General features: G+C 58.6%; 22 protein-coding genes. All 22 read right to left on the reverse strand.

Going from position 1 to position 12,889, the window contains the following annotated elements; genetic code table 11:
• Nucleotides 1-39: 39 nt before the first annotated feature.
• The 22 genes from ACVWY8_RS03380 to rplD all read right to left on the reverse strand — a co-directional run bounded on the left by ACVWY8_RS03380 (nt 40) and on the right by rplD (nt 12,884).
• The gene (locus tag ACVWY8_RS03380) at nt 40-1,020 is read right to left on the reverse strand and encodes an alpha/beta fold hydrolase (protein ID WP_457393090.1); all 981 of its coding nucleotides are present in this window, start codon (nt 1,018-1,020) and stop codon (nt 40-42) included.
• 23 nt (nt 1,021-1,043) lie between these two features.
• Nucleotides 1,044-1,268 carry a translation initiation factor IF-1 gene (gene infA, locus ACVWY8_RS03385; RefSeq protein ID WP_011434173.1) on the reverse strand — a complete coding sequence of 75 codons (225 nt, stop codon included), beginning with the start codon at nt 1,266-1,268 and terminating at the stop codon, nt 1,044-1,046.
• 130 nt (nt 1,269-1,398) lie between these two features.
• Nucleotides 1,399-2,172, reverse strand: a complete 774-nt coding sequence (map, locus tag ACVWY8_RS03390) for a type I methionyl aminopeptidase (RefSeq protein ID WP_414344308.1) — start codon at nt 2,170-2,172, stop codon at nt 1,399-1,401.
• Nucleotides 2,173-2,210: 38 nt separating this feature from the next.
• On the reverse strand, nt 2,211-2,792 hold the full coding sequence (locus ACVWY8_RS03395) for an adenylate kinase (protein ID WP_414406637.1): 582 nt from the start codon (nt 2,790-2,792) through the stop codon (nt 2,211-2,213).
• Nucleotides 2,792-4,090 carry a preprotein translocase subunit SecY gene (secY, locus tag ACVWY8_RS03400; protein WP_457393088.1) on the reverse strand — a complete coding sequence of 433 codons (1,299 nt, stop codon included), beginning with the start codon at nt 4,088-4,090 and terminating at the stop codon, nt 2,792-2,794. Before secY ends, ACVWY8_RS03395 begins: the two co-directional genes overlap by 1 nt.
• A 152-nt stretch (nt 4,091-4,242) precedes the next feature.
• Entirely contained in the window at nt 4,243-4,695 is a 453-nt protein-coding gene (rplO, locus tag ACVWY8_RS03405; protein ID WP_414406639.1) for a 50S ribosomal protein L15, read from the reverse strand.
• 37 nt (nt 4,696-4,732) lie between these two features.
• Nucleotides 4,733-5,269: a 30S ribosomal protein S5 gene (rpsE, locus tag ACVWY8_RS03410; protein WP_011434168.1), complete on the reverse strand. Its 537-nt coding sequence runs from the start codon at nt 5,267-5,269 to the stop codon at nt 4,733-4,735.
• Between the two features lie 18 nt (nt 5,270-5,287).
• Nucleotides 5,288-5,656, reverse strand: a complete 369-nt coding sequence (gene rplR, locus ACVWY8_RS03415; protein WP_457393085.1) for a 50S ribosomal protein L18 — start codon at nt 5,654-5,656, stop codon at nt 5,288-5,290.
• Between the two features lie 7 nt (nt 5,657-5,663).
• Entirely contained in the window at nt 5,664-6,209 is a 546-nt protein-coding gene (gene rplF / locus ACVWY8_RS03420) for a 50S ribosomal protein L6 (protein ID WP_011434166.1), read from the reverse strand.
• A gap of 33 nt (nt 6,210-6,242) precedes the next feature.
• Nucleotides 6,243-6,653: a 30S ribosomal protein S8 gene (gene rpsH / locus ACVWY8_RS03425; protein WP_011434165.1), complete on the reverse strand. Its 411-nt coding sequence runs from the start codon at nt 6,651-6,653 to the stop codon at nt 6,243-6,245.
• A gap of 59 nt (nt 6,654-6,712) precedes the next feature.
• Entirely contained in the window at nt 6,713-7,255 is a 543-nt protein-coding gene (gene rplE / locus ACVWY8_RS03430; RefSeq protein WP_414328930.1) for a 50S ribosomal protein L5, read from the reverse strand.
• Nucleotides 7,256-7,321: 66 nt separating this feature from the next.
• Nucleotides 7,322-7,720 (reverse strand): 50S ribosomal protein L24, encoded by a 399-nt coding sequence (gene rplX, locus ACVWY8_RS03435; RefSeq protein ID WP_011434163.1) that lies wholly within the window; start codon nt 7,718-7,720, stop codon nt 7,322-7,324.
• Nucleotides 7,720-8,088 (reverse strand): 50S ribosomal protein L14, encoded by a 369-nt coding sequence (gene rplN / locus ACVWY8_RS03440; protein WP_011434162.1) that lies wholly within the window; start codon nt 8,086-8,088, stop codon nt 7,720-7,722. Before rplN ends, rplX begins: the two co-directional genes overlap by 1 nt.
• A complete protein-coding gene (gene rpsQ / locus ACVWY8_RS03445) occupies nt 8,085-8,336 on the reverse strand; it encodes a 30S ribosomal protein S17 (RefSeq protein ID WP_011434161.1) in 252 nt (83 codons plus the stop codon). Before rpsQ ends, rplN begins: the two co-directional genes overlap by 4 nt.
• On the reverse strand, nt 8,336-8,557 hold the full coding sequence (rpmC, locus tag ACVWY8_RS03450) for a 50S ribosomal protein L29 (protein ID WP_011434160.1): 222 nt from the start codon (nt 8,555-8,557) through the stop codon (nt 8,336-8,338). Before rpmC ends, rpsQ begins: the two co-directional genes overlap by 1 nt.
• Before the next feature lie 13 nt (nt 8,558-8,570).
• Nucleotides 8,571-9,038, reverse strand: a complete 468-nt coding sequence (gene rplP, locus ACVWY8_RS03455; protein ID WP_011434159.1) for a 50S ribosomal protein L16 — start codon at nt 9,036-9,038, stop codon at nt 8,571-8,573.
• A 55-nt stretch (nt 9,039-9,093) separates the two neighbouring features.
• Entirely contained in the window at nt 9,094-9,864 is a 771-nt protein-coding gene (gene rpsC / locus ACVWY8_RS03460; protein WP_457393083.1) for a 30S ribosomal protein S3, read from the reverse strand.
• 36 nt (nt 9,865-9,900) lie between these two features.
• Complete coding sequence (rplV, locus tag ACVWY8_RS03465) at nt 9,901-10,272, reverse strand: 50S ribosomal protein L22 (RefSeq protein WP_457393080.1); 372 nt, start codon at nt 10,270-10,272, stop codon at nt 9,901-9,903.
• Between the two features lie 45 nt (nt 10,273-10,317).
• Nucleotides 10,318-10,599, reverse strand: a complete 282-nt coding sequence (gene rpsS, locus ACVWY8_RS03470) for a 30S ribosomal protein S19 (protein ID WP_414331934.1) — start codon at nt 10,597-10,599, stop codon at nt 10,318-10,320.
• Nucleotides 10,600-10,665: 66 nt separating this feature from the next.
• Nucleotides 10,666-11,550, reverse strand: coding sequence for a 50S ribosomal protein L2 (gene rplB / locus ACVWY8_RS03475; protein ID WP_457393077.1), 885 nt, complete (start codon nt 11,548-11,550; stop codon nt 10,666-10,668).
• Between the two features lie 49 nt (nt 11,551-11,599).
• Entirely contained in the window at nt 11,600-11,899 is a 300-nt protein-coding gene (locus ACVWY8_RS03480) for a 50S ribosomal protein L23 (RefSeq protein ID WP_457393075.1), read from the reverse strand.
• On the reverse strand, nt 11,892-12,884 hold the full coding sequence (gene rplD / locus ACVWY8_RS03485) for a 50S ribosomal protein L4 (RefSeq protein ID WP_457393073.1): 993 nt from the start codon (nt 12,882-12,884) through the stop codon (nt 11,892-11,894). The genes ACVWY8_RS03480 and rplD overlap by 8 nt, the downstream gene beginning before the upstream one ends.
• Nucleotides 12,885-12,889: the final 5 nt, after the last annotated feature.

Genomic DNA, 12,889 nt, shown 5'->3' on the forward strand with positions numbered 1-12,889 from the left:
GCTGTTTTCTTCCAAGGGGTGAAGGGATCCCCCATCTGTCTATCCCGGCAGGGCAGGATCGGCTTCGGCCAAGAAGCGCAAAGCCACCGACAAAAAGGTCTGCGGCGCTTCAATGTGCGGAAAAGCAGCCCCTGGCAACCGGTATATCGGCACCTCCGGGCGCAAAGCGCGATACCGCTCTGCCTGTTCTGGGCCGGTGAGACGATTTTGTTCTCCCCAGACCAGAGCCATGGGCTTGGCCACCACGCGAAAGTCGTCTTGGATGGGCAAATTGAGCCTGCCGGTGAGAAAAGAACGGGGGGCAAATTGAGCCCCCGCTTGGTGAGCTGCCCGGTAATAGTAGTCCACCACCGCCTCATCCAGGGCGTAGCTGGGGGAGAACAAGCTCTGCTCTGTAAACAAGCGTACACTCCAGGGGGCGGTGATGCCGTTGTAGAAGGCCAACCCCAGAACGGGCAGGCTGAGAAATCCATAGGCAATCTGAGCCAAAGGGATCCCGAGCGCATCGGGGATGAGGCTGTTGTCTCCCAGAGGGGCGATGAGCAACAGCTTCTGCCAATGGTGGGGTTGTAGACGGGCCGAGCGCAGCGCAAACCCTGCCGAGAGGGAATTGGCAATGACGTGACAGGGTCGCCCGATCACCTGCTGGACAAAATCCCAGATCATCTCGGCGTAGAGACTGCCGGTGTACTCCAAATCTGGACGTTCTGAGTTGCCCCACCCCAACAAATCCAGAGCATAGACTTGATAGTGCTGCCCCAGCTCCGCCATAATGGCACGAAACTCATAGCTGGAGGAGCCTGCCCCAATGCCGTGCAACAACAACAACGGCTGGCCGGATCCCATGACCTTGTAAAACAGGCGATGGCCGCGCCAGAAGTGATGCCTTTCCTCTCCCGGCAGCAGGCTCTGCAGAGGCTGAGTTTGGGAAGAGATCCAAGCGTTGAAAACGGCTAGAGCACCCAACCCGCCGACAGTAGTCCAGAGCCCGATCTTGAGAACTTGGCTCAGCTCTTTCATCCTCAGCAGCCCAGCTAGGGAACCTACTTTTTCTTAAGGCGGTAGGTGATGCGCCCTTTGTTGAGGTCATAGGGGCTCAGCTCCACCTTGACCCGGTCGCCGGGCAAGATCTTGATGTAGTTGCGGCGAATTTTGCCGGAGATATGAGCGAGCACGTTGAAGCCGTTGTCCAGATCCACTCGGAACATGGCGTTGGGCAGGGATTCGGTAACGACCCCCTCCATTTCAATGGCATCTTCCTTAGACAATGAGCCCTCCCAAAAACAACATAACAAACAACAGAACAATCCACAGCCGTGACGACACGCGCTGTTAAGAAATGAAAATATACTCCATCTCTTCTATCCTAACCGTTGCAGTCCTTCATCAGGGGATCCCTTAGGACTGAAAAGGCGTGCGATCGGTCAAAATTTCTGCTCCAGACTCGGTGACCAAGACCGTGTGCTCAAACTGAGCTGACCAAGAGCCATCTACTGTGACCACCGTCCATTGGTCTGGCAACACTCGGGTTGCCTCTCCCCCCGCATTCACCATCGGCTCAATGGCCACTGTCATGCCGGAGCGCAGCTTGGGATTGGGCAGATCGCGGGTGCGATAGTTGGGAAACTGCGGCTCCTCGTGTAGGTTGCGCCCCACCCCGTGACCAACATACTGCTTCACCACAGAATAGCCCCGCCCCTCGATGTAATCTTCAATGGCACCCGAGACATCCTGAAGCCAAACGCCGTGGCGCACACAGTCGATGCCCGTCTGCAGGGCTTTGGCCGCAGTATCGATCAGATCCCGAGCTGCGTCGCTCAGGGGTTCCAGGCCGATGGTGATACAGGAATCCGCATGCCAGCCCTCGACGATGGCACCAAAATCCACTTTGACCACATCTCCCGGCTGCACCACTTTACGGGGACTGGGGATCCCGTGCACCACCTCATGGTTGACACTGACACAAACGCAGGCGGGAAAGCCGTAGTAGCCCTTGAAACTGGGCAAAGCATTGAGTTGGGCCACCCGTCTCTCAGCATAGGTATCGATATCTGCCGTAGTCCAGCCCGGCTCTAGGCGCTCCGCGATCTCCTGCAATACTTGGGCCACCACCCGACCGGCCCGCCGCATTTTCTCCACTTCGCGGCGAGATTTGATCTCAATAAGCTGCATGCCCCGCCGCTGGGAGGGATTTCCAGCTCCTGCTCTGATCACGCCGTCCTCCTGAAGCCTTCCAAAAGAGCCTGCAGATGTTCCTGTACGGATTCCACCGGCTGGTTGCCGTTGACCCGTTGCAAGCGCCCCTTGGCCTCATAAAAATCGATCAGGGGAGCCGTCTGCTGCCGATAGACCTCCAGCCGCTTGAGAATTACTGACCGATCCGCATCATCGCTGCGCCCCTGTTCCTGGCCACGGGCCAGCAGCCGGGCCACCACCACCTCATCCGGCACCTCCAAGTTGAGGACGTAGTCGTAATCTTGTCCCAGCTCTTGCAGCAGCTCTTCCAAGGCTTCTGCCTGGGCTAAGGTGCGAGGAAATCCATCCAGGATCCAACCCTGCTCCGGAGACTGCTGCAACTGCCCCTTCACCATTCCGATCAGCACCTCGTCGGGCACCAGCTCTCCCGCATCCATGTAAACCTTGGCCTGGCACCCCAGGGGCGTTTGGGCTTTCACCTCGGCCCGCAACAGATCGCCTGTGGAAATTTTGGGCGTGTGGTAAATGGCCGCCAGCCGCTCCGCCTGTGTACCTTTGCCCGCCCCCGGCGGCCCCAGAAAGATCAACCTCGGCACTACTGTTTGACCATCCCTTCGTAGCGTTGTGAGATGACATAAGTCTGGATCTGCTTGGAGGTCTCGATCGCCACCCCCACCAAAATCAGTAGCGAGGTCGCCCCCAAACCTTGGAAAGTGGTGATGCCGGTTGCCCGTTCCACCGTCGTCGGGATGATGGCCACCGCGCACAGGAACAAAGCCCCCAGCAGCGTCAGGCGGTTGAGGATCCCTTCGACATACTCAGCAGTGGCCTTGCCCGGACGTATTCCCGGAATGCTGGCTCCCATCTTCTTCAAGTTCTGAGCCAGATCCACCGGGTTGATGAGCAAAGAGGTGTAGAAGTAGCTGAAAAAGAGGATCAGCACGAAATAGAAGGGAATGTAGAACCAGGAGGTGGGGGATAGGAAGTTGGCCACCTGCACCAAGGTCAGGTTTTGGGTGTACTGGGCCAAGGCCAGAGGCAGGGACATCACCGAGTAGGCAAAGATGATCGGCATCACCCCCCCTTGGTTTAGCCTCAGGGGCAGATAGCTTTTCTGCTCGCGGAACAGCTTGTTGCCCACCTGGCGCTTGGCGTAGACGATCGGGATCTTGCGGCTGCCTTCTTGGACAAAGACAATGCCGACAATGGTGACCAAAAAGATTGCCAGCAACAGCAAGATGCCACCGATGGTGCTGCTATCGGCACGGGCCAGGCTAATAGTCTGTCCGAGGGCACGGGGCAGAGTGGCAACAATGTTGACGAAGATCAAGAGCGAAGGGCCACTTCCCACCCCTTTCTCCGTGATCATCTCTCCCAGCCACATCACAAACATGGATCCCGCCGCCAGAGCCAGGGTGGTGGAGGCCATGAAGGCCAACTCATTGGTGGTACTGGCAAACTCCCGCACCCAAAAGGAAATGCCAATGCCCTGGATGATGGCCCAAACCAAGGTGACATAGCGGGTGTACTGAGAAATCTGCCGCCGCCCCTGTTCTCCCTCGTTTTTCTGCAGGTTCTCCAAGGCTGGAATGGCCGAGACCAGCAACTGCATGATAATTGAGGCATTGATGAAGGGCAGGATCCCAAGGGCGAAAATTCCCAAAGCAGAAATCCCCCCGCCGGAGAAGACATCCAGCAAGCCAAACACAGGGCTGTTGGCAGCTTCGGCGGCAAAGCGGGCCCGATCGATACTGGGAATGGGGATGTAAATGCCCAGTCTGACCAACAGCAGCAAGCCCAAGGTGAGAAACAGACGGCTGCGCAGGCCAGAGGCCATAGCCATCTGCATAAAGGTCTCTTGGGCAGAGGGGGCGGAACCTCGTGTGTCAACCATAGGGAAGAGAATCTCGCGGGAGCAAAGGGCAAGGTTAGCTATCTACCACTCTACGCTGCTGGTGGAGCAGTCGGCAAAATCAAAGCAAAATCAAAAAAGTGCAACTCAGCGCCACCCGGCAGAAGCCGGCCAGAGCAACGGGAAGAAGGGGTCTAGGATCCCAAGATTTCCACCCGACCTCCGGCTGCCTCGATCTTGGCTTTGGCTGAAGCGGTAATAGCCGCCGCCCTGATCGTCAGGGGCACGCTGACTTCCCCATCTCCCAAGATCTTCAGCGGGCCATCGTTGGTGGTGACGATCCCTCGTTCCATTAAGCTTTGCAGGCTGACCTCGCTGCCGGCAGGCAGATCCGCCAAGGCGCGCAGGTTGACCAGGGTGTATTCCAGACGCCGCCTGTAGCGAGGGAAATGCTTAAGCTTGGGTAAACGCCGGTAGAGGGGAGTCTGGCCCCCTTCAAAGCCGGGCCGTGTACTGCCCCCCTTGCGGGCCTTTTGCCCCCGCATCCCCTTGCCACAGGAGGCTCCCTGTCCAGCAGAGACGCCACGACCTAGCCGCCGCCGCCGCCGCGTCGAACCTGCTTGAGGCCGAATGTCTTCCAGTCGCATGTCTACCTCTAGCTCACTTGCTCGATATACCTGTCCATCACTTGCCAAGTAGGCGGCGCACATCGATGTCTCGGTCTTGGGCCACCTGCTTGAAGGTACGCATCCGCCGCAGCGCATCGATGGTGGCACGGGCATTGTTAAGGGGGTTGCTGGATCCCAGTTGCTTGGCCAAGCTGTTGCGTACACCCGCCAGCTCCAGAACGGTGCGGACTGCCCCCCCTGCAATGACTCCTGTGCCAGGAGCTGCTGGCATGACCAAGACAGTGGCACCGCCGCCTGCCCCCTGCATGGGATGGGGTACGGACAAACCTTTGGTGAGGGGCACCTCAATCAGGTGTTTTTTACCGTCCACAACTCCCTTGCGCACTGCTCCGATCACATCGTTGGCTTTGCCCACGCCAACCCCGACTTGGCCCCGCTCGTTGCCGACCACCACCACAGCGCGGAAGCTCAACTTCTTGCCGCCCTTGACCACCTTGGTGACGCGGCGAATCTGGATGACCCGCTCTTGCCACTCGGTGGGTTGCTCTTCGCGGTTTTTTTTGCTTCTGCGACGTTCCCTCTGCTCAGCCATGTGCTATGTCCTCAGTAGCTAGAACTGTAACCCTGCTTCTCGGGCAGCTTCTGCCAAAGCCTGAACGCGCCCGTGATAGAGCTTGCCCCCCCGATCGAAAACCACGCGGGAAATGCCCATCTGTAAGGCTCGTTCGGCAACTGAGCGGCCCACCAAGGCAGCCGCTTCTTGAGTAGCCGTCCCGGTTTCTTTGAATTTTTCGCGCAGCTCCGTGTCCAAGGTGGAGGCGGAGGTTAAGGTATGCTGGGCTACATCGTCGATCACCTGGGCGTAGATGTGTCGATGGGAGCGAAACACGGCCAGGCGAGGCCGCTCGGCAGTGCCGAAGACTTTGCGGCGAATGCGCCGATGACGACGTTGGGTGGTGATTTTGCGGCTGGCTTTCATAGGCTATTCACTTCTTCGCTTTCCCCGATTTACCTGCCTTGCGGCGAACTTGTTCCCCTAGATAACGGATCCCTTTCCCCTTGTAGGGCTCTGGGGGCCGGACGGCTCGGATACGGGCGGCAGTATTGCCCACCAGTTCTTTATCTGTGCCTGAGACAACAATGATGTTGTTTCCCTCAACGGCAATTTGGATGCCAGGGGGAAAGGGGATCTCCACAGGATGGCTGTAGCCAACGTTCAAAACCAACTTGCTGCCTTGGATGGCAGCCCGGTAGCCCACGCCCACCAATTCCAGCCGCCGCTCAAATCCCTTGGACACTCCGTCTACCATGTTGGCGACCAAGGTGCGGCAGAGGCCGTGCAGTTGGCGGGCAGGACGAGAATCGTTGAGACGGCTGACCGTGAGCATCTGAGCGTTTTGCTGGACTGTGATCAAGGGCGGCAAACTGCGGGACAGTTGACCTTTCGGGCCTTTCACTGCAATGTGTTGGCCGTCGATCTGGATCTCCACCTTGGCAGGAAGGGCGATGGGGCGTCTACCGATACGGGACATGGGAAAAACTCCTGACCAGAGAAAACTTAAGGTCTAGTAGACAAGACAGAGGACTTCACCACCAATGCCCTGCTTACGAGCCTCCCGGTCGGTCATGATGCCGTTGGAGGTGGAGATGATGGCGATCCCAATTCCTCCCAGCACTCGGGGCAGCTCTTTGTGGTTGCGGTAAACCCGCAGGCCGGGTCGGCTCACCCGCTTTAAGCCATTGATGATGGGCCTGCAGTTGCGGCCTTTGCCCTTGTACTTCAATCGCAACACCACTCGGGCTTGGATCCCTTCTCCCTCCTCCTTCCATTCGCTGACGAACCCTTCCTCATGAAGAACGCGAGCGATGCTGCGGGTCATGCGTGTGGCCGGAACTGCCACCGACTCGTGCCGAGCCATGGTGGCATTGCGAATGCGGGTGAGCATATCGGCGATCGTGTCGTTGGTGTGGGCCATCGGTGGGTCAGTGCTCCTCGGAAGATCGATGCAGATCAAGAAAAGTCAGGGTGGGCAACCTAGGAGGCAAAGGGCATGCCAAACGCTTTGAGCAGGGCACGGCCCTCTTCGTCGGTTTTAGCAGTGGTCACAATTGAAATATCCATACCTCGCAACTGATCCACAGAGTCATAGTTGATTTCGGGAAAAATCAGTTGTTCGCGGATGCCGAGGGTGTAGTTGCCTCGTCCATCAAAGGCTTTGGGGCTGACGCCGCGGAAGTCACGGATACGGGGCAGAGCAATGTTGATCAGGCGATCCAAAAACGCATACATGCGCTCCCGCCGTAGGGTTACCATCAGGCCAACCGGCATGCCCTTGCGAATCTTGAAGCTGGCAATTGCCTTTTTGGCGCGGGTGATCACCGGACGCTGACCGGTGATGGCGCTGATCTCGGCAATGGAAGATTCCAGAGCCTTGGCATTTTGGGAAGCTTCCCCCAAGCCGCGGTTGATGACGATCTTCTCCAGGCGGGGCACCTGATGGATGTTGGTGTAGCCCAACTCCTTTTGCAGCTTGGGGACGATGACGGTGTTGTAGTGGATTTGCAGACGCTGGGGCATGGTGGCTTCTCCTTGTGGCTCTGGGCTGGGTCAGAGCCAAACCAATGGTGGAAAGGGATCAAAAGCTTAGTCGAGAATCTCACCCGTTTTCTTAAGGACGCGAACCTTGCGACCATCGGCGGTGATTTGATAGCCGATGCGGCTGGCCACTTCCTGCTTCTTGGAATAGGCCATCACTTTGCAGACGGGAATGGGGGCTTCCTTGGTCTCAATCCGGCCACTTTCTCCTTCTCGCTGAGGTTTGCGGTGGTAGGTAACAATGTTAACCCCTTCCACCAAAACCATGTTGCGCTCGGGAAAAACGCGCAGCACCTCGCCGATTTTGCCCTTATCATCGCCAGAGATCACCTGAACGGTATCCCCTTGCTTGATACGCATTTTGTAGCGCAGGCTGTTGCGGTGCTTGCGAATGCCCGGTCGCCGAACTAAGCGCCGAATTTGGCTGGGTTTGAGGGGGCGAACCATCAGAGTACCTCCGGGGCCAGGGAGATGATCTTGGTGAAGTTTTTCTCCCGCAGCTCGCGGGCTACAGGGCCGAAAACACGAGTTCCACGGGGATTGCCATCATTGTTGATGATCACGGCAGCATTGTCGTCGAAGCGGATGCACATGCCGTCAGGGCGACGTACCGTATCGACGGTGCGGATAACAACGGCCTTGACAACATCGGATTTTTTGACGGGCATGTTGGGCAGGGCATCCTTGACGACACCAATGATCACATCGCCCAAGCTGGCGTAGCGACGGCCACTGCTGCCCAGCACGCGAATACACATCATCTTGCGAGCACCGGTGTTGTCGGCCACCGTCAGCATAGTTTGCTGCTGAATCATAGTTTCTTCACCTCCCTCAGGATTTCGGCAACTTGCCAACGCTTGGTGCGGCTAAGGGGACGGGTTTCCGTGATGCGCACCAGATCCCCTTCTTGACAGCGGTTTTCCTCGTCGTGGGCCTTAAACTTCTTGGTCTTGACGACGATCTTGCCGTACTTCGGGTGAGCAACTCGATTTTCCACAGCAACAACCACCGTTTTTTGCATCTTGTTGCTGACAACAATGCCAATCTTCTCCCGAACAGCCATTACTCCTCCTTGGTTGGGCGTTTGCCCCGCTTACGCTCTCCCTCCACAGTTAGTAGTTGCGCCAGCTTGTGTTTGCGCAGCCGGATGAGATGGGGCTGGTTCAACTGCCGCGTGGCCTGCTGCAAACGCAGCTCAAACAGCTCTTTCTTGACGGCGTAGATTTCGTTGCTCAGCTCTTCGTCCGATAAAGCACGGGCATCAGCAATTTTGGGCATGGGCATGGCTGAACTCTCCTCATACACTGCTGGTGGCCACCTCTGAAGCCGTTGCCTGGGCGGGCTCTGGCTTTTCAAAGTCGGCTTTGGTTACAAACTTGACCTTAATGGGCAGCTTCTGGGCGGCAAGGCGCATGGCCTCGCGGGCGATGGGCTCTGCCACTCCCCCCATTTCGAAGAGGATACGGCCCGGCTTGACGACACAAACCCAGTACTCAGGGTTGCCTTTGCCGGATCCCATGCGGGTTTCAGCAGCTCGCTGAGTAACGGGCTTGTCGGGAAAGATGCGAATCCAGATTTGGCCACCCCGCCGAACATAGCGGGTCATGGCCCGACGGCTGGCCTCGATCTGTCGAGCTGTAATCCAGGCGGGTTCTAGGGCCACAAGGCCGTATTCCCCAAAGTTGATGCGGTTGCCACGGGTCGCTTTGCCTTTCATGCGCCCGCGCTGTTGCTTGCGGTACTTGGTGCGTTTGGGGCTTAACATGGCCGTTCCTTAAGTCAACTGCGATAGGGATCCCTGGACGTTCCGGTGTTGGCCCTCAGGCCTCCTGAGCCGAGCGATCTTCAAAGGTGGGCCGCCGCCGCTGCTGCCGACGTTTGGGCTGTTGCAGGGGAAACTTCTGTTCGTGGCGTTCCTGCCCGGGCAGAACTTCCCCTTTGAAGACCCAGACCTTGACCCCGATGATGCCGAAAGTGGTGTGGGCGAGGTGCTCGGCGTAGTCGATGTCGGCCCGCAAAGTATGCAAAGGGATCCGCCCCTCCCGCGTCCATTCGGTGCGGGCAATCTCGGCCCCGTTGAGACGCCCGGCAATTTGGATTTTGATCCCTTGTACGCCTGCCCGCTGGGCCCGTTGGATTACCTGGCGCACGATGCGGCGAAAAGCAATCCGCCGTTCCAACTGTTGGGCTATATTTTCCGCCAGCAAGGTCGCTTCGGCGTCGGCACGGGTGACCTCTACTACATTGATGCGAATGGTTCGTTCGCCGCCACCTCGTGAACCAGGGCTTTGTCCCGCTAGCGCGGACAGCTCTTTCTGTAGACCTTGGCGCAAAGTCTCTAGGCCGGATCCGCCCCGACCCACAACTACCCCAGGGCGAGCAGCGCGGATCTCTAGGTCAATTTGATCTGCTTTGCGTTCAATTTGGATATCGGCCAAGCCAGCACTGCTCAATTGCTGGGTCAGGTAGGTGCGAATCTGATCATCCTCCTGTAACAGGGCTGGATAGCGGGCTGGATCGGCAAACCAGCGGCTGCGATGTTCTTTAATCACGCCGAGGCGGAAACCGGTGGGGTGGATCTTCTGTCCCATGGTGGTTAAGGGGTAGAGGTCTGGGAATACGGAAGGTTAGGAAGCTGTCACCACTTCAGCTCCTATGGGCCGGACGGCGATGGTGATGTGACAGGTGCGCTTGCGAATGGGGTAGGCCCGCCCTTGGGCGCGGGGGCGAAACCGTTTCAGGACGGGCCCCTGATCAGCATAGGCCTGGCTGATCACCAGATCCCAGGGATCCAAGCCGTTGTTGTGCTCTGCGTTGGCCACCGCCGAGCGCAGCACCTTACGAACCGGCTCACAGGCAGCGTAGGGCATGAACTCCAAAAGAATCAGGGCATCGGCATAGGTGCGCCCACGGATCTGATCCAACACCCGCCGCACTTTAAAGGGGGACATACGGATATAGCGGGCTACCGCTTTAACCTCAGGGGATGAATCGGCCATGGCCCTCTCCTTGCCTACTCGATACTTTCCTGTTCGTTATTCCTCTCAACGGCGAGCGGCTTTTTTGTCGCTCCCCGCGTGACCGCGGAAGGTACGGGTGGGAACGAATTCCCCCAGCTTGTGACCCACCATCTGATCGGTGATGTAGATGGGCACGTGTTGCTTGCCGTTGTGAACGGCGATGGTGTGGCCGATCATGACCGGCAAGATGGTGCTGGCCCGCGACCAGGTCTTGATCATGTGCTTCTCGTTGCGCTCGTTCATCTTCTCCACCTTGAGAAGCAGCTTGGCATCCACAAAGGGGCCTTTTTTCAGCGAACGTCCCATAAGAACCTCAACCGTTTGATAAGCAATTCACTGTCGAAAAAGCTTCGGGGAGCGAATGGCCAGCGGCTACTGAGCAGCCCTTCCGCCCTTGTCCCGGCGGCCTCCGCGACGGCGACCGCGCACGATGAATTTGTTGCTGGGCTTGTTGCGTTTGCGGGTCTTGTACCCCAGGGTGGGCTTGCCCCAAGGGGTGACAGGGGTACTGCGGCCTATGGGGGCTCGCCCTTCCCCGCCGCCATGGGGATGATCCACAGGGTTCATCACCGAGCCACGCACCTTGGGACGGCGCCCCAACCAACGGCTACGACCCGCCTTGCCCAGGCTGATGTTGTTGTGGTCAACGTTGCCCAGTTGGCCGATGGTGGCGTAGCACTCGCCGCGGATCATGCGGACTTCGCCGGAGGGCAGCTTGAGGGAGACATATTTGCCTTCTCTGGCCACCACTTGAGCGCCAGCCCCGGCGGCGCGAACGATCTGCCCGCCGCGACCGGGATACAGCTCCACATTGTGAACCACCGTTCCCAAGGGGATCCGCTCCAGGGGCATGGCATTGCCGATCTCAAAGGGGGCCTCTGGCCCGGCCATGATGGTGGCTCCCACCTCTAGGTTGCGGGGAGCGAGGATGTAGCGTTTCTCTCCGTCTTCGTATTCCACCAAGCAGATGTGGGCGCTACGGTTGGGATCGTACTCCACAGTTTTGACGGTCGCCGGGATCCCCCGCTTGTCGCGACGGAAGTCGATGATGCGGTAAAGCCGCTTGTGGCCACCACCGCGGTGCCGGCAGGTGATGACGCCACGGTTGTTGCGCCCTTTCTTGCGGTGAATAAATTGCAGCAGCGACTTTTCCGGTCTGGGCCGCTTGCCGTTCTCGTCACGGGACAGCTCCTCGAAGTCAGAGACCGTCATGTGACGGGTGCTGGGGGTGTAAGGTCGGAGAGTACGAATGCCCATGGCTCGGGTAGGGGTGGGGGATGGGATGACAACAACTCAAAAAGGGGGGTTAGGTGTCCGGGAAGAGGGTAATGGAATCTCCCTCGGCCAAGGTCACAATGGCTCGCTTGGGACGGGTGCGATAGCCAACGAAGCGGCCCACCCGCCGCTGCTTGCGCGGGGGCTTCAGGGTGTTGACGGAAGTGACTCGCACGCGGAACATTTCTTCGACAGCAGCTCGGATGAGCGGCTTGGTGGCAGTGGGCAGCACTTCAAAGACGTATTTGCGCTGCTCCTTCAAGGCGGTTGCCTTTTCGGTGATGACGGGGCGCAACAGGACGTCGGCCAGGATCCGCTTGCTCTCAGTCATCGCTTTCCTCCTCTGCTGGGGCTGTTTCGGCCTCTTCTACCGTTGACGGCTCTGCTCCTTGAGCCAGTTCTTCTGCTGGATCTTGGGGCTCTTCGGTTTGCTCTTCTGGCCCCTGCGGATCTGCTGGACGTCCTTGGAGGGCAGCTTGGTTTTCCTGGGCCTCAGGTTGGGCTGGGGTTTGCTCTGCTTCCTCGTGTTCGCTTTCTGGAACGGCCTGATCTTCCGGCCCATCTCCGGGCAGGGCCTGATCTTCGGCTAGGTCGGCCTGAGGTGCATCCTCAGAGGGAGTCTCCAGAACTGCCGGCGCAGCGTCGGATCCCCAACGGGCCTTGAGTTGCTCTAGGGCAGAAACGGTGATCAGCACCCAATCGACGTTGAGCAGATCGAAGACGTTGATCTGATCCAGGCCAATCAGCTTGACGCGGGCGATGTTGCGCACAGCCCGCTCTACCGCTTCCGAGCGTTCGGCAACGATGAGCAGAGCCGATTGATCTTCCATCACCCCCCAGCGCAGCAAAGCCTGGGCCACAGCACGGGTTTTGGGCGGGTTGAGCTGCTCCTGGAAATCCTCCACGACGATCAGGTCTTCCACCCGACTTTGCAGAGCGGTGCGCAGGGCCAGTTGCCGTTCTTTGCGGTTCATGGCCAGGTTGTATTCCCGCTTGCGGGGGCCGAAGATCACCCCCCCTTTGCGCCAAAGTGGGGAGCGGATGGAGCCGGCACGGGCCCGACCGGTGCCTTTCTGCTTCCAAGGCTTGCGACCGCCGCCGCGCACCTCAGCTCGGGTCTTGGTGTGGGCGTTGCCCTGACGAGCATTGGTCATCTGCCGGCGCAGTGCCAGATAGAGGATGTGGGCGGCTGTTTCGGGACGAGCAACTTTGAGGCTCAGCTCCGCGCTGCCCACCGTTTCCCCTTGCCAATTTTTCACCACACAACTTGCCATGGTTCCCTCGTCTTTGCGGATGCCGGTCAACCTTGGTTTCACCCAGG

This window comes from Thermostichus sp. OS-CIW-32 (assembly GCF_054060415.1).